The organism is Pantoea sp. BAV 3049, assembly GCF_009765445.1.
GTDB lineage: Bacteria > Pseudomonadota > Gammaproteobacteria > Enterobacterales > Enterobacteriaceae > Erwinia.
In genome coordinates this window covers 3,207,774-3,231,089 of the sequence record NZ_WHOY01000031.1, presented here as the reverse complement: position 1 = coordinate 3,231,089, position 23,316 = coordinate 3,207,774, and the positions used below count along the sequence as shown (strand labels likewise).

The following is a 23,316-nucleotide window of genomic DNA, read 5'->3' as shown; positions in this document are numbered from 1 at the left end:
TATCGATAGCATTCTCTGCTGCTAACGATAAACAGTAATCAATCAGTATTTTTGCTGCAGAATCAATATCCTTAGCGGCGGTTAGCCATTTTTGGACCCAATAACAAATGAGGCTGGTTCTGGGATTGGAAACCTTACATTACCGGCCCAGGGATCAAACTCATCAATCCCATAATATTCAGTAATATCTTTAATCCATCCTTTTAGCTTGTAGTATGCATGATCTATCTCAAGACTATCCCCAGCATCAGGGATTTTATAGTCATATACGTTTTTCGTTGTTTGTAATGCTCTGAGGAGCGATAAAGATCGCTCCGGTGATACTAACGCAGAATGGACAGCAATAGATTCTTTTCGATCTGAACAAACGTTAGACCAATGTCCCCATACCGTTAATAGCTCGGTGTTGGGGTATAGTGCTTCGTTAAATACATTTTCAGAAATTGACGCTAGCCATTCATTCCGATTATCAGAAATGCCATTAAGCCAACTGGAACGCTCTTTGGGCTGTATATCTCTCCGATCTGCGAGCCAACGATTATCGTTCCGAGAAATATCATGCCTTCTTAACCAGTCCTGGAAAACATCCTCAACATCATCGTAGCGGCTGGCTACTTGAGGTTTTGTTGCTAATAGCTTACCGGCTGTCATAAACATCGCATGGTATGACAGGTAAAAATGGTAATCATCAACACGTGGATAGGAACCATGGCTGTGATGGTTATCTCTGTCCTGATAGTAGCGTCGTTTATTACGCTCATCCTCATCCCAGTTGCGGCTGCCTTTATAACCAAGATCATCGCGAATAATGCGAAGCATTTCAGGTTCTAACTGTTTTTGAGATACGCCGAAACAACGGCCCAGAGGTTCTAACCAGTATGGGCCGAAGTCGATACCAAAACTATATGAGTCTTCACAACTAGAAGCTTCTATATCATCAATCACTGGAAAAGTTATTGACTGGTTTATATTTCGGAGTTTGTCTCTTTCCTGATTTGAGATGGTTATAATCCCGTCATCATGCAGCGCAAGTAATGTTCTGGCAGCAAAAAGACGAATTAATACGTGTGGTTGATCAGTGGTGGCGTAACGGTAGAAATAATCGATATTGGGAATCAGTTCTTTTCCATTGTCCAATGAAGCCCTTGCCGCAGCAATCATCAACCATAATTGAGCATGAAGGATATAAAAGGGTAGAGTGCTATCACAAAAAGGTGATGTAGTAGCATTTATAGAGTGCCGAAAAATTCCCTGTACAACGCGTGTACGATTCATTCGACATAGTGCCAGAACCGCATGTGCTGCCTGCCAGCGCATTTCCGCCTCCGGAGAACCCAGCCGCGCCCAAATATAGCCTGCAAGTGAATCCTCTACATGAGTTGGCGGAGATAATGTATCGTTCCATGGGCCGTCACCATCCTCATCTTTTAGCACCTCGTCGAATAAATCCAGGGCATAAGATAATACATTTAACGCTTCATTACTCTTCAGTTTACTAACAAGAAGGCCTGGAAGGCTAAACAAACGGTCAGCATTTGCGGGCTCTGGTGATTCTGCAATAGCCTCCAGGACAATACCGAAAATCTCTTTTTCACTTATACCAGAAAGCCTGCTGGCCAAACCGAAGGGGAAAATCTCGTAAAAACGACTTTTTCCTATCCGCATACAGAAACGTTGGCAATACTCTTTTATTAAACCTACCAGGGCGGTTTTAATGCTTAAACGAGATGCCCATTCATCAGGTATAGATTCAAAAATATATTTGACATCATAAAGCCCCCAGTGAGACATGGCACTAACAGCTGCGATAAAACTACATTCTTTCCCCGTATGAACTCGGCTTATTGCTTTTTTAATGAAAGTTTCTTTGGAATAGAGTTCAGGATTGCTACGAAATTTTTCGTATGCAGCATTAACACCCTCAATAGACGATAAATCACAATCCTTAAAAACTGAATTCCACTCCTGGGCATGATCTCGCTCACTATCATTCGGAGAGAGACTGGTTTTTTTTGAAGTCGCCTCAGTACGCTGCAGAAGTGAGATTTTTTCTTTCAACTCTGAGTGTTCAATACCTAATGATGTAGCAATAGCATCCAGCTTTTTAAGATTTTGGATATTTTGTACGTCAAATTTTGTATAGTGGTAAACCACTTCGAATGCCGCAATCTTATCTTCGCCATTAGTACACGAGGATAAAACTGAGTCAAGCAAGTCGCATTTATGCCAACCATTCTCAAATGTAATGAAAGGAAGTGCATCGAGTGCGTTAATTTTATTTTTCTTTACAAGTTTTTCAATGGTCCATGCCAGTATATCTCTGTGATCGCCAAATGTACGGTCACGCCAACGACTTATTATTGCTATGGCTGAAGATGGACATAACTCAGCCAAAATCTCAACAGTATCACTCCACGCAAAGTGTTTATCACGATCAACATATTCTCTGGTTAATTCCGCACATCGAGCAAGTTTATAGGAAATTTCAGGAGGAACTTGCGCTTTACCAGCAATATCTTCAGCAAGATCAAGTATCGCTTCCCATCGACTTAAATTTTCATCTCCCAACTTATTTGTAACTTCAATCGCTTGGTTAAAGTATTCTTTAGCTTCTGGTTCATCAAGTGAAATGAGTGAACGGGAAAGGTCTATATAGCCGTCAGCTTTGACCTGAGCATCAGAGTGCTCATCCCTCCATAAGGATAAGGCGAGTTCTGCGAAGTGATATGAAAGCTCTTCAAGCCCTGAAATCTCTGCACATACAGAACTGAAACGGTGAAGCGTTGGTGTGAATATTCTATTCCCTTTATGTTGACTCCATTTGATGATGTTTTCCAAGTCGTCTCTTGAGGCATTGCCTGCTTCGATCAGAATATCAAACCATACATTTGCAATTTCATTTGATGCTAATGAATGTTCAGAGTAAGAGTAGCCCTTAATAGCAGTCGATTGTTTTTGTGTATCGCTAAGTTCATTTTCTAAGTCTGCCTTCTCAGTTTGACCAAGAATTACTTTGGCCCGTAAATTGTACCAAGGGATTAATACTCCGCTGTATTGTTTCAGTCGACGCAGATCATCAGATTCGCTATGGGTTTTTCCAGCAATTAGTTCTTTTTTGACCTCGGCTGAGGCTAAATCACTTAGAGTTAATTGAGTGCCCATCAGATTTGCCTGAAGAGCGTATGCCCGGACGTAAGCAACTCTTTCTTTACTATATTGAGAGGTCAGAACATGAGGGGGAACCTTTGGTAAATAACGATCCAGCAATTGGAGAGCTTCTGTCTCTGTACAAACAGATTGTCTAAGTGCCATTTCAACCATGCCAGTGATAGCAGATATTGTCTGGTCATGTATGCTGTTTCTGCCTTTAATAGTGACTCGCGGACTTTTTACCAAGCGCCAGGTTCTTCTGATTGCCTGTTCAGCGACTGGACGGTGAAGTTTTCTTGCTTCCAGTACAATTCCCATGACTAGGCTGATATCGTTTCCTGCCGCAATAGCCAACTGATCAAGTTCATCATAACGGGCGTGGGCCAGTAACTGCATGGCGACAATTCTTCCAGCGTCAAAAGACAGTTCTCGAGGCCGCCACCTTCTGAGCTCCCTTGCTGCCGCTTCCGCGCCATGAATATTTAGGCAGGCAATGAGCATTGCCGCTCTGTCCTGATCGGTAACATTTTGCCTGCTCCGCTCATCATCTGGTAGTTGACTCCAGTTTGTTAACCACTCCATGGTGAGTCGAAGGCGACTGCGGGCTTCTCCTGAGAGTTCAGGATATTCGGAAAGTATTGCGGCATAATAAGCATTTCTGGAACCAGGCCAGCCAGTATCTGGAAATGCGTTACGGGAAACCAGTTCCTGAACGCCGTTGCTTCCCACAAATTTTGCTGCCAGATCGATATTGTCCCTCAACAGGACTCTTTGCCTCTTGTCTCCTGCGCATTCTCCACCTGCTTTCAGTGCCAGTTTAGCCGCATCCTGGTATCGACCTGTGCGTAAGGCTGCTTTTAACGCAAACTGCAATCTTTGAAGTTCTATGTCCCTGCGTTCAACCGGGCTGGTTTCAGGCAGAGCTTGTGAGGATATCGCTAGCTCGATCAGTTCAGAAAGCTGGTTTCCTTCCAGCATCAATGCAGGTAAAACAGATGCTGCATAGGAACTATCTTTTGTCAGTGGTCTCAGTTTAGTAATAAACTGATGCAGAGCAGCGGCCGATGGCCGAAAGCGCCTCTGAAACCATGTTTCGGCCGGTTCATCAAAGAACTGAATAGTCTCGCCACTAACGATTAATGGACGTCCCAGATCAATTGCGAAACTTTTAATAGCAGAACCAGCTACTCCGGAAATGGCAGATAGCACAGATAATGGAATTAATGGACGCAATATTGCCAGTGCGGAACAAATCGTATCAATTTGAGCACGTTCAGATATTCCGGCTGTATCACGTAAGCGTGCAATGGATTTTTCCAGCACTTCACCAATAGTATCTTCTACCGTTTTGGGATTTGGCCCCAAAAGTCTCAGTGTGTCGTTCAGTGGAAGATTTTGTGATAATGACAGAGCCTGAACCCGGGGATTGCAAGAACTCAGACGATGGAACTCGTCAACATCACTTTCGCTGGCATCTGGAAACTTTTGGTGAAGATGAGCGGCTGTCTCATCGCGATCAAAAGCTTGTAGGGATAATGTGAGTGCTTCAGGAGGTGGATCAAGCAATTCCCGTCTATAAGGTCGGCAAAGTGCGACAAGGCAGACTCCATCAGGAAGCTTTTCTCTAATTAAATCTTTGATAAAAGAACGCGTTTCACCGATTTCTTCCGCCGCCATCTGTGCATTGTCCGCAGCATCGATAATAATACACAATACGGCCAAGGGCTCAGAGGCCCGGAGTATTGAAATGCTCTGAGAAAGGCGATACAGAAACGCACGCATATACTGGGATATGCCAGTATTAGCATTTGGGATCAATGGATGACAGAGACCACGAGATGCCATTTCATTAGCCATCTGAACCAATGCCGTACGATGATGGTGGCGGTAAGAAGAAGCGTTACGGTACTGACCCAGTCCGAAACAGTCGTATAAGATGCTAACTGAACCAGTGGGAAGATGCTCCCCTATATGAGTAGAGAAAATTGATTTCCCCACACCAGCATCTGCATGGATGATCACAGGTGCGCCGGATGCTTCAACAACACGTTGAACCAGCGTCATCTCCTGAGTTCTTGAGACGGCATTTTCTATTCTTTCTATACGACAGGGTGCAGGAAAAAGATCTGTTTCATCCACCCCCAAAGCACGCAACACATCCATTCTGGTAATTGAAGGATTTGCGGCGCTTTCGGTTAACGCTTTTCTGTTAACCAGCTCTTTTAATTTCAGAGGGGCTTCAGTATCCAGGTCGGGGAGATATCCCGCTGATTCTCTTAGCAGGATATTCCGCTGACTCCATAAATCGTCTTGCTGACCTTCTATATGTAAAAGCTGGCAGAACATCGATAGCTCAGCGCCTTGAAGCCCGGTAAATTTCTCAAGTTTCGCCAGATCATGTGGATGGCGTGTAACATGTTGGCTCGCGGAATCATTGATAGCTTCACTGAAGCTGCTACTGACTGGACGGTTCGTCACAAACCAGAACTCGAGTTTAGTGCGTAACGTGTCTACCGGTATTTTTTGTATAAGCGCCTTATAACGAGTGGCAAAACCTTCGATGGTTTTTTGTAACCCACTAGGGGGAAATGGAGTATCTGGATGCAGTGTTGAATGCTTTAGCTGCATATAACGAACAGTTGTTGCTGTTGCGAGCTCGTTACTGCCGTAATATTCAGCAATATCAATCAGCTCCTCCCCATCCTTAACCACTGGCTGAGAGCCCATTTCCTTCGTTGATGCCCCTTCAATGGTCAGGGCAACAAGAGTTGACTGAGGTTCCAGTAGTCGAAGGGCACGGCGAGCCGCCCAAAGATAATGAAACTGATCGCCATCTCTACTGGTGCGAACAAGCAGGCTGTCAGACATTGAGCATCGTCCTTATGTCAGTTAGGCTGTATCGATTATAACTCCTTATTTTTTATTACACTATCGCCATAGCGCATGTAGGGGAAAACACTTTCCTGCATTGAATGACCAGAGTTTCAGGAAAGTGTTTTATAGCAGAAAATCACTCAGCTATTGATTCTTTCGATAAGACAGGCCAGTTTTTGTCTGTCTTCTTGCAATATTGTTTTCACGTTACTCCGACTTCTGGCTCTGGAGCGTGTGTCGAAGCCATCCTTCCTGAATATATTTTCTAAGCCGCTCAAGCGTTTTTCACCTAATTTCTCTGATAACCATGTATCCAGTTGCTGATTATAAATCGGGAATGCGTCTGAAGATGAGCGACGTAGAGCAATAGCACGCAGTTCTGTTAACTGGATAATATCTATAATATCGCGATCAAATGTAATTAAATTGGCGATGTAAAATGAAGCATTTGTGTTATCCGAGATAGAGTTTGTCAGCTGATCCATGCTCCTGAGCATATTTAAATCTCTGGCGCAGTTTCTCAGTTCATCGAAGGGGCTTTTTTTCTTTTGTAAGCCATCGAGTTTTTGTGACATCTGTGATTTTCCTTCACGGAAGAGAATGTCGGCACAAACAAGTAATTCGCGAATCATCATGGTAGATAATTCATCATGCATGAATTGCAACAGTTCATTCAATTTGTTCTGGGCTGATCTTTTGGAAGACAGTTCGATTAACTTCGTTCTTAACAGCATAGCTTCCAGTAGGTCAACCTGGTCTTCGATCGCCTTTCCTAAACCGGCATCTAAGTTCAGGTAAAATTGATACAGAAAACGGTCAGCCTCTGCTTCCGCCTGCTCCTGGTATAATTTCCTGTACATTTTTCCCCATTCTGCATTCAGGGGTTGTTTAATCCAGGAAAGGGCAAACAATGCAGCCATTGTTTCCCGGATCCCAGTTACCGTTTCTGGCGATCTGTCTCTTTGTGCTTCCCATAAATAAAGATAGGGATTAATGTTGGATAGTTCATCGAATGAGAATGAATCTGAAAGCATTCGACAAAAATTCAACAGATGTTCTTTAGGCTCTTCACGATAGGCCAAAGAACGAATAAAACTTGCTGCATTAGAATCAATATAAGTACCGTAGCCAACCTGAAACATCATGGTATCTGATGATGAAATGACATCATGATCCAGAACCCATAATGAATGCCCAGAGAATAACGTTGATACAAAACCTTTTTCAGAAAATTGAGCTCGCCTAAGGGAGAGCGGTCCTGCTTTACTCTCGTCGGCATACAGGATCCTCCAGTCTTTTAATAAATGCTGATTTTCCTCAAAACTGGCAAGAGCTTCACTACGTGTCGGAGCTGTACCGACTGCGTAAAGAGCTTGTTGAATTGCATATTCTGTAGAATGCACTTTCTCTCCTTGAAATAAATTTTCGTAACCTTCTAAGTATGCTGAATGATTTAATAAACACTGTAAGACAGGAAATAACAAGTTGTTTTAGTAAGTTGTGATCCACCTTCAGAAAGCGCTACTTGCCGCCCACTCCCAATAGCAGTATTCTTACTCCGCACCTGCAAAATCAGATGCCGGGATTGGAACCCTGAGAAATGTTACAGGCGACATATGACGCGCCCGCGTCTTTTTTTATGTCGTGCGCTCGGCTATACCTCTATGGTGGGCTGGGCGGGGGCACCGTAAGGTGCGCCGGTTGCCTGTAACGCCGGTAGTTCCAACCCCGTTCAGTCCACCACCATGAGATTGGAACCTCTGGTGGTGGGTTTTTAAACCCGTTACAGGAGGTTGCCACTATGGCTACTACCCCAACCCAGACACATCCGTTACTTACTGTTTCCTTCAATGCCGCCACGGACTTCACCGTCCTTGCCAGCTACTGCGAAACCTTCGCCGAAACCCTGATTGAAAACGACGATCCCACGCTGAAAATGGCGCTCTGCGGCAGACTTAACGCCTGTCTGACGCTGCTGCAACCCACATTGTTAGACCCCGTTCCTCCCCATCTTGTTGAAAGCCTGACTGTTGACACTCTTCCTGCAAATTCCCCCGTTTCGAGCCAGAATGCACAGAGCTTTGCCGCTACTGCCTTGCCCTTACGCAAACCCTCTCGGGGCTGGGATTTGCCTCTGAAACGGAGAAGTACCTTAGCTGGCTGCGTACGGCCGGTGCCGTGAAGTTTATTGACGGTGTGGAGATTAAAGCATGATGCAGTCTGACTGGCATCCCGCCGACATTATCGCCGGACTGAAAAACGTGGCACTTCGCTGTCAGCGCTTTCCCGTCAGCCGGGGCTGGCGTCTTCTACGCTGGCAAATGCGCTTACCCGCCGCTGGCCCAAAGGCGAACGATTGATTGCTGAAGCGCTAGATGTTGCGCCTGAAAAAATCTGGCCTTCACGCTATCTCTGATGTCCCTACGGCGCAGACCATATACGGAAGCTGCGCCGCATTTCGTTTATCTGAATCGTCATAATCCTTTGAACCGCAAAAACAGTTTTCTATTATCGGCCTTCTTACCACGAACTAAGCTCTCGCCTGCACGAAATGCTTCATGACCTGAAAGAAGCGACTGATGTATCAGGATGGTCGCCTTTATACCGGCAATGCCGCCTTTGAAAACTGCCGGATCCATCCTTCGATGGATTAAGGCTTTCTTCACACATTATTACGCTAAGGAAATCACAATGAATCTGATGAATAATTGTGTATCACCTGCCACAGATGTTATATTAAAATATAATATTCGGAGGTGCTCTATGTATACCACTCGCCTGAAAAAGGTTGGCGGATCCGTCATGCTGGCGGTTCCTCCTGCCGTGCTGAAAACGCTTGGGCTGTCAACCGACAGCGACGTGGGCATGACCATTGATAATGGCTGCCTGATTATTGAACCCCAGAAACGGCCCCGTTATTCGCTTGAGGAACTGCTGGCACAGTGCGATCCGCACGCCGAAATGAGCGAAGAGGATCGGGAATGGATTGATGCGCCTGCGGTGGGTAAGGAGATCCTGTAAATGGACCGAGGGGAAATCTGGCTTGTTTCACTGGATCCGATTGCCGGTCACGAGCAAAGCGGAAAACGTCCGGTGCTTATCGTATCGAAGGCATCGTTTAACAAGCTGACCCGGCTACCCGTTGTTGTTCCCGTCACCAGCGGCGGAAACTTTGCCCGCGCAGCCGGTTTTACCGTCTCCCTGGACGGCGCGGGAACAAAAACAACGGGCGTTATTCGCTGCGACCAGCCCAGAACCATTGATATGGGAGCCCGGAACGGTAAGCGACTGGAACGTATACCCGATGCTGTCGTGAATGAAGTGCTGGCCCGACTGGAAGCGATTCTGAGCTGATGCTTTTTATGTAACCTGAATGGGGGCGCTGTCACATACAGCGCTCTCATTTTTTATAACAACAAGTGATTAAAAAATCCTTTTGCAGGTAAAAACAATTTCTCCTTTCTGCGCCAGCGATACCGGCATAATCTCCCCCTCGCTACACACCGTCCGCGGACGGCTCCCACGCTTCACAACCTGAAAGAAGCGCCTGTTATCAGGACGGTTGATCCGTTTACCGATGCAGACCTCTGCAAACACCGGGTCGCAGATTATCGCGATGGAGGCTCAGGTTTCGATACGATACATCCTTTTACTGCGCCAGCCTGCTGGTTCACCCTGCGCCGTGCCGGAATTCTCCCGGCCAACCATACCGGCTGATATCAGCGCCCTTTACCTGACGGGCTGCGGCCTGCATTGCCGTCAGGCTTTGCTGCCGCGTGACCGTGAATCTGCACCAGATATTTTTTCAGCACTGCAACATAGCGGTGCGTCACTCTGCCCCGCGCAGAGCGGGAGAGTGACGCACGACGCCTTTTCGACCTGCACCAGACACCTCAACTTCGCCAGCTCATAGCCGGATTCTGACACCGCCTTTTCAGGCCATTTTACCCATAAGGAGAACATGAACCGATACCGAGGCGGATCCGGACGATCCGGGGGATAACCCGCGCAAGCGGGCGGCTGCTCAGAGAGCACAACCGAAGCCCCACCACACCTCAACGGCTGCCGCCCCGGCGCTCAGGTATCGTTCGCAGCCCCGACAAAAAAACAGGGGCTATCGGCCTGTGCGCCGGGGAAAGCTGTATCAGTGTTGGGTTTTTTGGGTGATGAGTTTGCGGCAATCATGAAAAGGGGAATGTATGGGAATACTGGAGCAGGAAATGAAGCGGCTGGCGCAGCAGGCGGGCGGCAGCTACAAAACTGTGGATGACCGCATCAGGCTGGCACAGCGTTTTTGTGAGCGTCTGGTACTGGCGCAGAATGTGCAGATCCGCCGGGTGGAGCAGCTTAAGGCCCGGCATATTGAAGGCTATATCCGTGAACGGCTGGCGCAGGGTATCACGAAGCGTTCCCTGCAAAACGAGATGGCGGCGGTGCGTTGCATCCTGAAACAGGCCGGGCGTGACAGGCTGGCGCAGGGATTCAGCGAACAGGAGGCGCTGGCAATGACGGCAATGGATTTGGGCCACGGCGATGGGCGTGGACGGTATGTGGCGCAGGTTTACGGGCGAAGGGATGAGGCAGATTGATAGCCTAGAGCTTGTAATATGATGGTTATTCATCGTTTTTCACCTGATGATATTTGAGGTCAAATATCATCAGGCTGTTTCCTATTGATTTCGGGCTATTAATAGGTTTTCGTACAAAAAATTTTGGATCCAAAATTTTTTGTACGTTTTCCTGTCAACGCTGACGAGATTAATAATCACCGACTATTAAATTCATGATTATTTATTATAAATCATTGCATTAGGTCTTTTGGGGTTATTTTTGATAGCCATCACATTATAAAATACACTTTATTCATCGTTATCCACCGGAAAAATTTCCACGTAGAAATTTTTTGTACGGTTTTCTATCAATAACTATGCTTCTGAACGGTATGCTCTATTAAGATATTTCTGTTGCAATATCAGTAAGTTGACGACGGCTGCGCCAGCTAAAGGAAAAAGGCCGGAAAGGGTAAGGGGGGGAAGGGTAACAACGCCAGACCGGAAAAGGCCAAAGGGCTTAAAAGGCTAAAGCTGGCGCAGATCGATATGTATCCGGCGTTATCTGGCGCAGTCCTGCTGTCTACAGGCAACGACAGACTGGTGCAGATAAACGGTGGCAATAAACTGGTGCAGTTATGGTATGCCGATGAACCTGTTTCTGGTGCAGGCTGTCTGGCTGCTATCGGCAAACGTTATTTTTTGTGGGCAATTTTCGATATTTACCAATTAATTTGTGAGATATCGATAGGTTTTCGTACAAAATTATTTGCCCCAAATAATTTTGTACGCTTTCCGATTAATAACCAAAAAATCGAAGGCAATTCCTTTCAATGCAAAAAGCAGATCCCGATTCACTCAGGATCTGCGTTTTCATTTTCAACAAATTACATTGCCGCTGGCTCAGGCCGCCTTATGCTGCCGCGCATAAATCCAGGGGGCAATATATTCTTCCCGGCTCATATCCAGATAATCCGACTACCACTGCATCATGTCCTTGCGGGCGTCAAGGTGCTCAGCCCGGTGAATATACGCCGCCCGCACGCTGTTGCGCTCCTGATGGCTCATTTGCCGCTCCACGGCATCCCGTGACCAGAGTTCAGACTCCACCAGTGCGCTACAGGCCATCGCCCGGAAACCATGTCCGCAGACATCGGTTTTGGTGTCATAGCCCATTAAACGCAGCGCCCGGTTGACGGTGTTTTCACTCATCGGTTTATACGGGTTATGGTCGCCGTGAAACACCAGTTCCAAATGACCGGAGATTTCATTTATCTGCTTCAGAATGGCGATAGCCTGACGAGAAAGCGGGACAATATGCGGGGTGCGCATCTTAGCGCCACGGCTAGAGAAACGGACTTTCTCAATCGTTTCCCGTGTGGCGGGAATGGTCCAGATTTTGTGTCTGAAATCTATCTCGCTCCAGCGGGCAAAGCGCAGTTCGCTGGAACGGATAAACAGATGCAAAGTCAGCGCTACCGCCAGTCGTGTTAACTGTCGCCCCTGTTGATAGTCACCGATACGCTCCAGCAGTTCAGGCAACCGCTCCAGAGGCAGGGCCGGATAGTGATTTTTAACCGGCGGTGCTGTGACGCCTTCCAGATGCAGCGCCGGATTGTTTTCGGTCAGTCCCTGCTGAACGGCGTGGCGCATGATGTTGCAGAGTTGCTGCCGGGTTCGGGACGCGACTTCCAGAAAGCCTTTATCCTCGATAACTTTCAGCAACGCCGTGAAATGCAGCGTTTTCAGCAGAGTGACGGGCAGATGACCGATTGCCGGAAAGATATGATTTTTCATATTGGCAAGGATGCGCTCTGCATAATCAGCCGGCCATTTTTTGTTGGTTTTGTGCCATGCCACCGCAACGGCCTCAAAGCATTTTTCCGGTGACGCGGCGGCTTTTTCAGTCATGCGTTGTTGTGCGGGATTGATATTCTGTGCCAGGGGTTTACGGATACCGTCGCGCTGCTGGCGGGCGTCGGAAAGCGAGACCTGCGGATAGGCGCCTAATGCGATACGGGATTCTTTTCGGTTGAAGCGATATTTGAGATACCAGAGGCGTGAACCGCCTGGATTGACAAGCAGATACAGACCGTGTGAATCGGTCAGTTTAAAGGGTTTATCGGATAGTTTGATACCGCGGATTTTCGCGTCGGACAGGGACATGTGGTGGTCACTCCATTATCGAACTGAAATGACCCCAAATCAGACCACCAATTTCGCCGGATGCGCAGGGAAAACCAGATACGCATCGGGAAATATTTTCACGCTAACTTGTTGAAACCTAAATTAATAGGGACTTATAAGCACGCCTGAAAACAGGAAATTGGCTCCTCTGACTGGACTCGAACCAGTGACATACGGATTAACAGTCCGCCGTTCTACCGACTGAACTACAGAGGAATTGTTTCAACGGGGCGCATGTTATCGGTGGCCCTTCCCAATGTCAAAGGGGGAATGCAATTTCCGGTGCGTTTGCTGGCAAAACCAGCGATCCGCTGATTTTCTCGCCCTGCGGTACAAACTCCAATCTCTTGCGCCAGATCCCACTTTCGAGGGATTACGTTGCCGATGTTAGAGGTGTGTCAAATTTTTGTTATCTGAAGATTTTAAAACAGTTGTTTCAGTGCTTTCATGTTGAAAATTTCAAATGACTTTATTTTGAAATAAATGAACTGAAGTGGATTTCCTGGCCGTTACGGGGGAAAAACTGAAACGCAGGTTCGAAATTAACTCGCTGATTTAAATAACGTAAAAGAAAGGAGTGAAGGAATAAAACGGGCCTTACCCTGAGTACTATCTCCCCTACATTTTACTAAAGCCGTCGGTGAAGTTGAGTGAATGTAAAAGATATTTTTCATTCGATGTCCCAGCCCGCCTGCGCATGCTAACGACAAAAAGGGCTTTGCCATGAACGTGAAAAAAACGATTTTAGCGTCGCTGTTAGTGTGTATGTTACCCGTCTCTGCCTTTGCGAAAGATCTTCAGGTCGCCGTCTCTATGGCACTTTTTGATGATAACTTCCTGACCATTGTCCGCAACTCAATCACAAAAGAGATGGATAAAGAGCAGGTTAAAGGACAGATAGAAGACGCCAAAGGCGACGTTGCCCAGCAGCTGCAACAGGTGCAGAACTTCATCGGTCAGGGCGTGGATGCCATCATCGTCAATCCCGTAGACACCAACGCGGTGAAACCGATTATCGATCAGGCCAGCAAAGCGGGTATACCGCTGATTTTTGTTAACCGCGAACCGGCAGGCCAGCTGCCAGACAAAATGGCTTATGTCGGGTCGGATTCTGAGCTGGCGGGTCGTCTGCAGATGGAAGCGCTGGCAAAAAACATGAACTTTAAAGGCAACGTAGCCATTCTGTTGGGTGACCTTGCCAATGAGTCCACCCGTAAACGCACCGCAGGCGTTAAAGCGGTGGTCGCCAAATATCCTGGCCTGAAAGTGGTGCAGGAACAAACCGCAAAATTCACCCGTAACGATGCTGTGGATGTGGTCAGCAACTGGTTAACCGCTGGCGATGATATCCAGGCAATCGCTTCCAATAACGATGAAATGGCGATCGGCGCGCTGCAGGCACTCGGCAAAAATGACGGACATGTGCTGGTGGCAGGCGTGGATGGTACTCCTGATGCCCTGCAGATGATCAAAAACGGCAAGATGGTTGCCACCGTCTTCCAGGACGGGAAAGGCCAGGGTGAAGGTGCAGTGCAGGCCGCGGTGAAGCTGGCCAGGGGTGAGAAAGTGCAGAAGGTTGTCGATATCCCGTTCCAGCTGATCACCAAAGACAATATGGCGAAATTTGCCAGCCAGAACCAAAAATAACCCCGCTGTACGGAGGTGAAGAATGGCCGCATTTGCGCTTGAAGCCGAAGGCATCAGCAAGTTTTTTCCGGGTGTAAAGGCACTGAGTAACGTCTCTTTACGTGTAAAAGCCGGAACCGTCCATGCGCTGATGGGCGAAAATGGCGCGGGCAAATCCACTTTAATGAAGTGCCTCATCGGGATTTATCGTCCCGATGAGGGCACGATCCGCGTTAAAGGGGAGCCGGTGCAGTTTCAGGATACGATGGACGCGCTGCGTTCCGGTATCTCAATGATTCATCAGGAACTTAATCTGGTGCCGTACATGACGGTTGCCGAAAATATCTGGCTGGGCCGTGAGCCAGTTAAGTACGGCTTTGTTGACCACGGCAGGCTGAACAAACTGACCAAAGACCTGCTGAGCAAACTCAATATTCGCCTGACGCCGGAGCGGCTGGTGGGCGATTTAAGTATCGCTTCGCAGCAGATGGTGGAAATTGCCAGGGCGGTCTCCTGGAATGCCGATGTGGTGATTATGGACGAACCGACGTCGGCGCTGACCGAAACGGAAGTTTCCCATCTGTTTGCCATTATTCGTGACCTCCGGCAGCAGGGAAAAGCCATCATCTATATCAGCCATAAAATGGATGAGATTTTTACCATTACGGATGAGGTGAGCGTATTCCGCGACGGTGCCTGGGTGGGCAGCAACGAGACTTCCCGCTATACGCGGCAGTCGCTGATCACCCAGATGGTGGGCCGCGAACTGACCCAGCTGTTCCCGAAATTCAACAGCGACATCGGTGAAGATGTTCTGACCGTGCGCAATCTGCAGCGCAAAGATGTGTTTCATGACATCAGCTTCAGCGTCCGTCGCGGAGAGATCCTTGGTGTGGCTGGGCTTGTAGGCGCTGGCCGCAGCGAGGTGATGGAGAGCCTGTTTGGCATGACCAGCATCGATAGCGGTGAAATCCTGATGGACGGCGTGCCGGTCAGGATTGATTCGCCTTCCACGGCAATTGAAAAAGGGCTGGCGTTTCTGACCGAGGATCGCAAGAAATCCGGGCTGTTCCTGGTGCTGTCGGTGATGGAGAACATGAGCATCGTCAACATGCCGGAGTACAGCAGTAAGGCAGGCTTCGTCAGCCATATGCAGATGGCGAAAGATTGCATGGAACAGATCCGGCGTCTGAATATCAAAACACCCACCATGGACCAGATTATTAACAACCTCAGCGGCGGTAACCAGCAGAAGGTGCTGATAGCCCGCTGGCTGCTGGCGCAACCGAAAGTCCTGATCCTCGATGAGCCTACACGCGGTATCGACGTCGGCGCCAAAGCGGAGATCTACCGCCTGATCAGCGAACTGGCGAACCGTGGCGTCGCCATCATTATGGTCTCCTCAGAGCTGCCTGAAATTCTGGGTATGAGCGACCGGGTGATGGTAATGCACGGCGGTCGTATCACCGGCATCCTCAGTAAAGAAGAGGCTGACCAGGAAACCATTTTGTCGTTGGCGTCCGAATAGGGGCGTGAGGGGACTATATGAGTGACGTAAAGATGACAACTCAGCGGCCGGTTCAGTCGGCATCACTGTTCAGTAACCTGAAAAGTAAGTTACCTAAAGACACAGGCATCTTTATCGTGATGGTCGGCATTGCGCTGATATTTGAAGCTTTCGGCTGGTATGTCCGTGACCAGTCGTTCCTGATGAACCCGAACCGTCTGGTGCTGATTATTTTGCAGGTGGCAATTATCGGCATTATCGCGGTGGGGGTGACTCAGGTCATTATCACCACCGGGATTGACCTCTCTTCTGGCTCGGTGATTGCGCTGACAGCGGTGGTATCGGCCAGCCTGGCACAAACCTCTGACAGCCTGACGCCAATGTATCCTTCGCTGGTCAATCTGCCTGCGGTGGTGCCGATTGCCGCGGGGATAGCCGTGGGCTTTGTCTGCGGCGTGGTGAACGGCGTGCTGATCACCCGAACCGGTATTCCTCCTTTTATTGCTACTCTGGGGATGATGGTTTCAGCACGTGGTCTGGCCCAGTATTACACTCAGGGTAATCCGATCAGCTTCCTGTCCGATAGTTTCACCTCAATGGGTCAGGGTGCCATGCCGGTGATTATTTTCCTGGTGGTCGCGGTGATTTTCCATATCGCGCTGAAACATACGCGCTATGGAAAATATATTTATGCCATCGGTGGCAACATGACTTCGGCGAAGGTTTCGGGGATCAATGTAAATAAATACCTGATCATCGTTTATACCATCGCCGGTGGCCTCTCCGGACTGGCGGGTGTGGTACTCGCCGCTCGCGTCAGTAGCGGTCAGTCAAGTATGGGTCTCTCTTACGAGCTGGATGCGATAGCCGCGGCGGTGATTGGCGGCAGCAGCCTGATGGGCGGAGTGGGGCGTATAACCGGTACGCTGATTGGTGCGGTAATCCTGGGCTTAATCAAAAGCGGCTTCACTTTTGTTGGCGTTGATGCCTATGTGCAGGACATCATCAAAGGCATTATTATCGTCGCTGCCGTTTCTGTCGACATGTATCGCAACCGTAAAAAACGTTGAGTTTGGTTCTGCAAAAGTCATTAAGGGCGCAGGGGCGCCCTTTTTGGTGGGTGAGATCCTCTCTCAAAGCGACCAGCTGCGGACAATTTTGTTTTTATCAAAACTGATTTGTAAACGATCGCCGTGGTACTCCGTGTTACCTGACATTTTCCCTGAGGCCTTGCTGGCAGCGCTGGAGGCACTGTTGGCAGTATTCGCCATACCCAGCGCGCTGGAAATGGCACCGGCGCCGGGAATATAACCGGCCAGACCTGAAGCGGTATTGAGGGTGCCATTTTTGTCGTAATACCAATAGGCGGTGCCATCAGAGTGAACGGTCTGATCGTCAGGTACACCATATAGCGACTGGACTTCCGCCTGCGTCGTCTTATTTTCAACAACATGACTGTTCAGATAGCTGGCGCTGAATTTGTCTTCGCTACCCGTTGAACTACATCCTGAAAGCACTAAAACCGCCAGTACAGTACACAGTATTTTTTTCATTTTTTATGCCCTGAAATGATGTTGTGAAATAGTTATTATCATATTTCGGAACTGTGAGAAACATTTAGTCACTTCCACTGCCGAAAAGCTGACAAAATACGGACACTGCGCGTGTCATTAAGTGGAAGCGATTACATGCACACCGTAATGGCATTTTCTGCACCATTGCAGTGCGATTTGCGTGACTGGTGTGACCTCGTCAGTATCAAAATGAGTGATTAACCCTTTAGGGGTAATCAGATTCTCTTATTTAACCGCCTGTTAGCCAGAAGCTGGCGCTGTTAAACCTCATTAAGAAAATTCTGGCACGACGCTTGCAATTATCTCACTGCACCAGAGTAAAAACTTATTTCTTACCGCCAGTGACAATGGCATTCGGGGATCCGTGACGGAGGCAAAATGAACTTAAGACGACTCAAATATTTCGTGAAAATCGTCGATATCGGCAGCCTGACTCAGGCAGCAGAAGTCCTGCATATTGCACAACCGGCGCTCAGTCAGCAGGTCGCAACGCTGGAGAACGAGCTGGATCAACAGCTGCTGATCCGCACCAAGCGCGGCGTGACGCCTACCGAAGCCGGAAAAATCCTGTATTCGCATGCACGTACCATCCTGCGCCAGTGCGAACAGGCTCAGACGGCGGTCATCAATGCCGGTCAGTCACTGAACGGGCAGGTGTCCATTGGGCTGGCACCGGGTACGGCGGCGTCATCACTGACCATGCCGTTACTGCAGACCGTGCGTGAGCAGTTCCCGGATGTGCTGGTTTACTTACATGAAAACAGCGGCGCTTCGTTAAACGAAAAAGTGATGAATGGCCAGCTTGACATGGCGGTCCTTTACGATCGTGCTCCGACGGCCGGTATCACCAGCATGCCGCTGATGAAAGAAGAACTTTATCTGGTGGGTGCCACTGACTGTCCCGGACAGAACGTGGACCTTGCAGACGTTGCGCAGATGAATCTGTTCCTGCCGCGTGATTACAGCGCCGTGCGTAAACGTGTCGACGAAGCTTTTTCGCTGCGTCGCCTCAGCGCCCGCATCATCGGCGAAATTGAATCCATCGCCACGCTGACCGCTGCCGTTTCCAGCGGAATGGGAGTGACGGTATTACCAGAATCTGCAGCCCGTGCGCTGGTCAGCTCGACCAATGCCTGGATGGCGCGTATTAACAGTCCGACGCTGAATCTGCCGCTGTCACTGAACGTTTCGGCCCGTTTGCCGCTGTCTCCATCGGCACAGGCGGTAAAAAATATTCTGCTGTCGCTGCTCAACAAGCCAGTAGTCGAAGATCGCGAACTGATGTTGGTGAGCTGACCCGTCTCAAGGGCGCGCGCTGGCGCGCCTCACTTCTTATCGCGAAAAAGCATATAAAACCTCTTTTTATTATTTGTTGCTATCAATTTGCGTCTTTAACATGATGCGAACTGACTGATAACAAAGAGAGGAACGCGCGTGAATTTTCAGCAGCTTAAAATTATCCGGGAAGCGGCACGCTGCGATTTTAATCTCACCGAAGTGGCCAATACCCTGTTTACGTCCCAGTCTGGCGTCAGCCGCCATATCCGCGATCTGGAAGATGAACTCGGCGTGGAAATATTTATTCGCCGTGGTAAGAGATTGCTGGGGATGACCGAACCGGGCAAAGCACTGTTGGTCATTGCTGAGCGCATCCTCGACGAAGCCGGAAAAGTCCGTCGTCTTGCCGATGTGTTTACCAATGAATCCAGCGGCGTGCTGACCATCGCCACCACGCATACTCAGGCTCGTTACAGCCTGCCCAAAGTGATCAAAGCTTTTCGCGCACTCTATCCAAATGTTCGTCTGGAGCTGAACCAGGGATCGCCACAGGAGATCGTATCGATGCTGGTGGCAGGCGAAGCAGATATCGGCATTGCCAGCGAGCAGGTCGTCAACAATCCTTCACTGGCGGCCTTTCCGTGGTTCAGCTGGCACCATGCTTTGCTGGTACCAAAAGGGCATGAGCTTGAGCAGGAGCAGCCCATCTCCCTGGCTACATTAAGCCGTTATCCACTGATCACCTACCGGCAGGGAATTACTGGCCGTTCGCGGGTGGATCGGGCTTTTCACGCTGTGGGTCAGACACCGGATATTGTGCTGAGTGCGCAAGACAGTGACGTGGTGAAAACGTATGTCGAGCTGGGTTTAGGCGTGGGTATCCTGGCCGACCAGGCCTGCCAGTTGGATGAGCATTCCCCGCTGACCCGGCTGGAAGCCAAACATCTGTTTGAGTCGAACACGGTCTGGCTGGGACTGAAGCGAGGACAGCTGCAGCGCAACTATGTCTGGCAGTTCCTCGAACTGTGTAATGCCAACCTGTCGCTGGAGGAGATCAAGCGTCAGGCATTGTCGGTAGAGATCGAGGAACCGGCGATCGATTTTCAGATTTAGCTTCAAAGCCCGGCTATCCGTCGGGAACTCTGACCCGCAACATTTGCGCACAAACCGACACGGCGTCCCGGCTTAACACCGACTACCCTTTATAAACGTTTTTCCCCTGACCGCGTTCGTGGTCAGGTTCTTCCGTTTTTGCGAGCTGTAACTGAGAGGATTCCACTATGACGACCAAGCAACCCGTCTGGTTTATTACCGGCTGCTCTACAGGATTCGGACGTGAACTGGCTAAAGAGGTTCTGAAGAAGGGCTTTAACGTGGTGGTGACTGCCCGTGATAAAGCGAAGGTCAGCGATCTGATTTCAGGTCAGGAAGATCGCGCGCTGGCAGTGGCACTGGATGTCACTGACAGCGGCAATATTAAACAGGCAGTGGACGCGGCTCTGGCTAAGTTTGGCACTATCGATGTGCTGGTGAACAACGCCGGATACGGTTATCAGACCTCGGTGGAAGAGGGTGAGGAGAAAGAGATCCGCGCCCAGTTCGATGCCAACGTCTTTGGCCTGTTTGCCATGACCCGGGCGGTGCTGCCGGTAATGCGTAAGGCGAAAAGCGGCCATGTTATCAACATTACCTCGGTGGCCGGACTGATTGGTTTCCCGGCTTCCGGCTACTACTCTGCCAGTAAACATGCGGTGGAGGGCTGGTCTGACTCGCTGGCCGCTGAAGGGGGGCCATTGGGCATTAAGGTCACCTGTGTTGAGCCTGGACCGTTCCGCACCGACTGGGCCGGGCGATCGCTGCGCCAGACCACCAGCAGGATTGCTGACTACGCTGAAACGGCTGCGGCAAGGATGAAGGAGACTTCAGAACGTAGCGGCAGCCAGCCAGGCGACCCCTTGCGTGCTGCGCAGGCGATGATTGCCCTGACTCAGGAGACAAATCCTCCGCGTCATCTGGTGATGGGAGCTTTTGGTTATGAAGCAGTTACTGCAAAACTGAAAGAGCGTCTGCAACAAATAGAAGCATGGAAAACGGCTTCCATTGGGACTGATTTTCCGAAATAAGTCTCAGATTTAGACTCAACTTAATAATATCCCGTACGCCCTGTTTTATCGCAGGGCGTTTTTTTATCCCAAAAAAATACAGTTAAATGAATATGTTTTTCGATAATAAGTAATATTTCACTCCGGGTCCGGGAGCGTTGCAGTGGATATCATTGGTTCTGAAATAATCATCATAGCAGGCCAGTCTGTAATCCACTGTAGGGTGAGAGATCCTGATGCTGCAATGAGTTATTTTCACCCGGTCTTCTGTGGTGCTGGCGGGAAAGGATTAATCACGGAAACGCAATCAATCTTCTGTGAGCGGAGAAGGTCTGATTTATGTGGTTTTCAGATTTTAAATCTGGAAAGAAATATATAAAAATGAGCACGGAAATATATTTATGTTAAAAGTAATAGTCTTATGACTTCATGGCGTAAAGATCGCATCCACATAAGGCTGACAGCAGGGAAGAATATGTCGGACGATCAGATTAACTGCAGTAATAAAAAATGAGAGGATAATCAAGGCTAGTGCTATGAACTGCCACCAGAAAATCCTTCCCAGGGATTTTCTCAGGTTTTGTTGACCCGCCAGATTCCCCTTAGCATGTCAGAAATAGTCATTCCTCTTGTTGCTGTGCGTTGCAGTAATAGTCGGGGTTGAACTGGAGAACTGCGTTTTCACTATTTTATAAGCGAAGCAAAAAAACGGATACATTAATGCCCGGCAAGTTAATGGTTTTTTTAGGTAAGCTGGCGAGATGAATCATGTAAAACAGAAAAGAGATGTTCTGTCTCAACTGCAGGCGCTGGGCTGAAAAACTGGACTGAGAAATATGTCACCGTTTCCCGGTTACCGTCCGGTGTCTGCTGCAGATATGAATGATTAGTTTTTCTTATCAATTCACCGGATCACATTCCATTTTTATCTGTAACAAAAAAGTTCATCTATCTACACCATTTAAGCCAATCAACAATCAGATCCAGCGTTATCTGTTATTTATTTTAATGCTAACCTGTTATTTTTTGGTAAATGAAAAAATAATCTATTTAATAAACGCCATTATGGCGAAAGATGCCCAGATGGAATCATTTCTCATCTGTGTCTTTTTATCTGTTATGGACCTGTCGGGAGCGTACTGCAATCAGGATCGTGGTCGATCATGTATTATATTTTGGTATTGAAATCGGTAAGTAATGTGAATGTAATTGGGCTTAACTTGTTAAAATATAAGTTAATTTAGCATTCTTCCCCCGCCGCACTCTCTGAATTCATCTCTCCAGGAAGGATGCTGTTAAGAGCCAGTCTGAGATTTTCCTCACGATCTTTCAGGCAATAAATATAGGTTTTTAACTCCGGAAACGAGCGTTCGATGGTGTAATTCAGGTTATTAGTCAGACAGTATTTGTTTTTATAGAAGGAGACCATTGATTCACTCATCAGGCCCACGGCATCACCGCTGCCAATCAGGAACAGGTAGTTATCAATGTCGTCAACAATGATAACCTGCGCAGCAGGACATAGAGTAAGAATTTTCATATGTGCAGTTTTTATGTATTCATCGTGGAAACCATTTTTAGGAATGATGACGGGGATGTTTTTCATATCACTGAGTTGATAATTACCCAGTTCAGTCGACAAAAGATAACAAACTGGTTCGCTATAGAAATTTAATGTACTGATCCCACTTTCAGAGATTTGTCGATGTGAGATCACCGCCTGAATTTCACCAGAAAGAAGAGACTCAAGGGAATGACTGGCATCACTTGAGCAGTAAGAAACGCACTCGGTTTTCTTTCTTTTTTTGACCAGAATATTATAAAGGAAATGATTAAGATTTTCCACCCCAATCATAACGCTTCTTCTGATGGTTAAATTAGTCGATTTTTGTGAAAAGCTGTCTTCAATTTCAGATATTTTCATGTAATACGGCATTATTTTTTCATACAGCTCCAGTCCTTTTTTTGTCAGTGTGAAATCATGATCTGTTCGTGAAAAGAGTTTGTATCCCAGCTCATCTTCGAAAAGTTTTATTCTTCTTGATATAGGGGATGAAGTCACAAAAAGAATCTCTGACGCTTTTTTAAGAGATTTTTCTCTCGCCACGATAATAAAGCATTTCAGATTAGATGAAACAAACATACGGCCTCCTTATGGGGGTAATTAGCGCCTGATTAAATCAAGTGAAATATAACACACTGTAAAGTCGTCAAAACGGGATTATTCCTAAGATTAATCGGCTTTTTTGCAGTATTTTCATCATGATACTATTTTTTAAAGGGTGTTGTTTAATTTTTGATCTTGCGGGATTTTTGGCCTGTACATACGCTTTCAGTGTCTGAACCAGACCCGCGTAACCATTATCAGCACCAGGGATTAAAATAATTTAAAACGGCAGTGAAAGCAAAAAGGTTAACATTTCTGAAAATATTGGTGAATCATCCGTTTTTATCATGAAAATTATTTC

At 47.9% G+C, this 23,316-nt stretch carries 14 protein-coding genes, 1 tRNA gene and 3 pseudogenes; 12 read left to right on the top strand and 6 right to left on the bottom strand.

Going from position 1 to position 23,316, the window contains the following annotated elements; genetic code table 11:
• Positions 1–81 precede the first annotated feature (81 nt).
• The gene (gene avs3a, locus GSQ70_RS16125) at positions 82–6,018 is read right to left on the bottom strand and encodes an AVAST type 3 anti-phage nuclease/ATPase Avs3a (RefSeq protein ID WP_158783480.1); all 5,937 of its coding nucleotides are present in this window, start codon (positions 6,016–6,018) and stop codon (positions 82–84) included.
• A 146-nt stretch (positions 6,019–6,164) separates the two neighbouring features.
• Positions 6,165–7,427 carry a hypothetical protein gene (locus GSQ70_RS25785; protein WP_199257270.1) on the bottom strand — a complete coding sequence of 421 codons (1,263 nt, stop codon included), beginning with the start codon at positions 7,425–7,427 and terminating at the stop codon, positions 6,165–6,167.
• Positions 7,428–7,825: 398 nt separating this feature from the next.
• On the opposite strand from GSQ70_RS25785, the pseudogene GSQ70_RS16115 reads away from it, so the two are divergent.
• From GSQ70_RS16115 to GSQ70_RS16090, 6 genes and pseudogenes are all read left to right on the top strand, one after another.
• A pseudogene (locus tag GSQ70_RS16115) lies at positions 7,826–8,238 on the top strand (hypothetical protein).
• Positions 8,235–8,440: pseudogene (locus GSQ70_RS16110) on the top strand (helix-turn-helix domain-containing protein). Before GSQ70_RS16115 ends, GSQ70_RS16110 begins: the two co-directional pseudogenes overlap by 4 nt.
• Positions 8,441–8,787: 347 nt before the next feature.
• Positions 8,788–9,045 (top strand): antitoxin, encoded by a 258-nt coding sequence (locus GSQ70_RS16105; RefSeq protein ID WP_079816675.1) that lies wholly within the window; start codon positions 8,788–8,790, stop codon positions 9,043–9,045.
• Positions 9,046–9,378 (top strand): type II toxin-antitoxin system PemK/MazF family toxin, encoded by a 333-nt coding sequence (locus tag GSQ70_RS16100; protein WP_098142490.1) that lies wholly within the window; start codon positions 9,046–9,048, stop codon positions 9,376–9,378.
• A gap of 223 nt (positions 9,379–9,601) precedes the next feature.
• A complete protein-coding gene (locus tag GSQ70_RS16095) occupies positions 9,602–9,937 on the top strand; it encodes a hypothetical protein (protein ID WP_158783479.1) in 336 nt (111 codons plus the stop codon).
• Positions 9,938–10,223: 286 nt separating this feature from the next.
• A complete protein-coding gene (locus tag GSQ70_RS16090) occupies positions 10,224–10,613 on the top strand; it encodes a phage integrase N-terminal domain-containing protein (RefSeq protein WP_158783478.1) in 390 nt (129 codons plus the stop codon).
• A gap of 864 nt (positions 10,614–11,477) precedes the next feature.
• Here GSQ70_RS16090 and GSQ70_RS16080 read toward each other — a convergent pair.
• Both GSQ70_RS16080 and GSQ70_RS16075 read right to left on the bottom strand, forming a co-directional pair.
• Positions 11,478–12,740: pseudogene (locus GSQ70_RS16080) on the bottom strand (tyrosine-type recombinase/integrase).
• 161 nt (positions 12,741–12,901) lie between these two features.
• Positions 12,902–12,977, bottom strand: a tRNA-Asn gene (locus GSQ70_RS16075).
• Between the two features lie 507 nt (positions 12,978–13,484).
• Between GSQ70_RS16075 and GSQ70_RS16070 the strand changes: the two genes are divergently transcribed.
• Genes GSQ70_RS16070 through GSQ70_RS16060 form a run of 3 tightly spaced genes read left to right on the top strand, consistent with a single transcriptional unit; the run spans position 13,485 to position 16,964 of the window.
• A complete protein-coding gene (locus tag GSQ70_RS16070; protein ID WP_158783475.1) occupies positions 13,485–14,408 on the top strand; it encodes a sugar ABC transporter substrate-binding protein in 924 nt (307 codons plus the stop codon).
• Positions 14,409–14,430: 22 nt separating this feature from the next.
• Positions 14,431–15,915, top strand: coding sequence for a sugar ABC transporter ATP-binding protein (locus GSQ70_RS16065; RefSeq protein ID WP_158783474.1), 1,485 nt, complete (start codon positions 14,431–14,433; stop codon positions 15,913–15,915).
• 17 nt (positions 15,916–15,932) lie between these two features.
• Positions 15,933–16,964 carry an ABC transporter permease gene (locus GSQ70_RS16060; RefSeq protein WP_158783473.1) on the top strand — a complete coding sequence of 344 codons (1,032 nt, stop codon included), beginning with the start codon at positions 15,933–15,935 and terminating at the stop codon, positions 16,962–16,964.
• A gap of 63 nt (positions 16,965–17,027) precedes the next feature.
• On the opposite strand, the gene GSQ70_RS16055 is transcribed toward GSQ70_RS16060, so the two are convergent.
• Complete coding sequence (locus GSQ70_RS16055; RefSeq protein WP_158783472.1) at positions 17,028–17,447, bottom strand: lipoprotein; 420 nt, start codon at positions 17,445–17,447, stop codon at positions 17,028–17,030.
• Between the two features lie 399 nt (positions 17,448–17,846).
• On the opposite strand from GSQ70_RS16055, the gene nac reads away from it, so the two are divergent.
• From nac to GSQ70_RS16040, 3 genes are all read left to right on the top strand, one after another.
• Positions 17,847–18,764 carry a nitrogen assimilation transcriptional regulator NAC gene (gene nac, locus GSQ70_RS16050; RefSeq protein ID WP_158783471.1) on the top strand — a complete coding sequence of 306 codons (918 nt, stop codon included), beginning with the start codon at positions 17,847–17,849 and terminating at the stop codon, positions 18,762–18,764.
• Positions 18,765–18,902: 138 nt separating this feature from the next.
• Positions 18,903–19,859, top strand: coding sequence for an HTH-type transcriptional regulator Cbl (cbl, locus tag GSQ70_RS16045; RefSeq protein ID WP_158783470.1), 957 nt, complete (start codon positions 18,903–18,905; stop codon positions 19,857–19,859).
• 167 nt (positions 19,860–20,026) lie between these two features.
• Complete coding sequence (locus GSQ70_RS16040) at positions 20,027–20,869, top strand: oxidoreductase (RefSeq protein WP_158783469.1); 843 nt, start codon at positions 20,027–20,029, stop codon at positions 20,867–20,869.
• A gap of 1,219 nt (positions 20,870–22,088) precedes the next feature.
• Here GSQ70_RS16040 and GSQ70_RS16035 read toward each other — a convergent pair.
• Positions 22,089–22,991 (bottom strand): LysR family transcriptional regulator, encoded by a 903-nt coding sequence (locus tag GSQ70_RS16035; RefSeq protein ID WP_158783468.1) that lies wholly within the window; start codon positions 22,989–22,991, stop codon positions 22,089–22,091.
• Positions 22,992–23,316 lie beyond the last annotated feature (325 nt).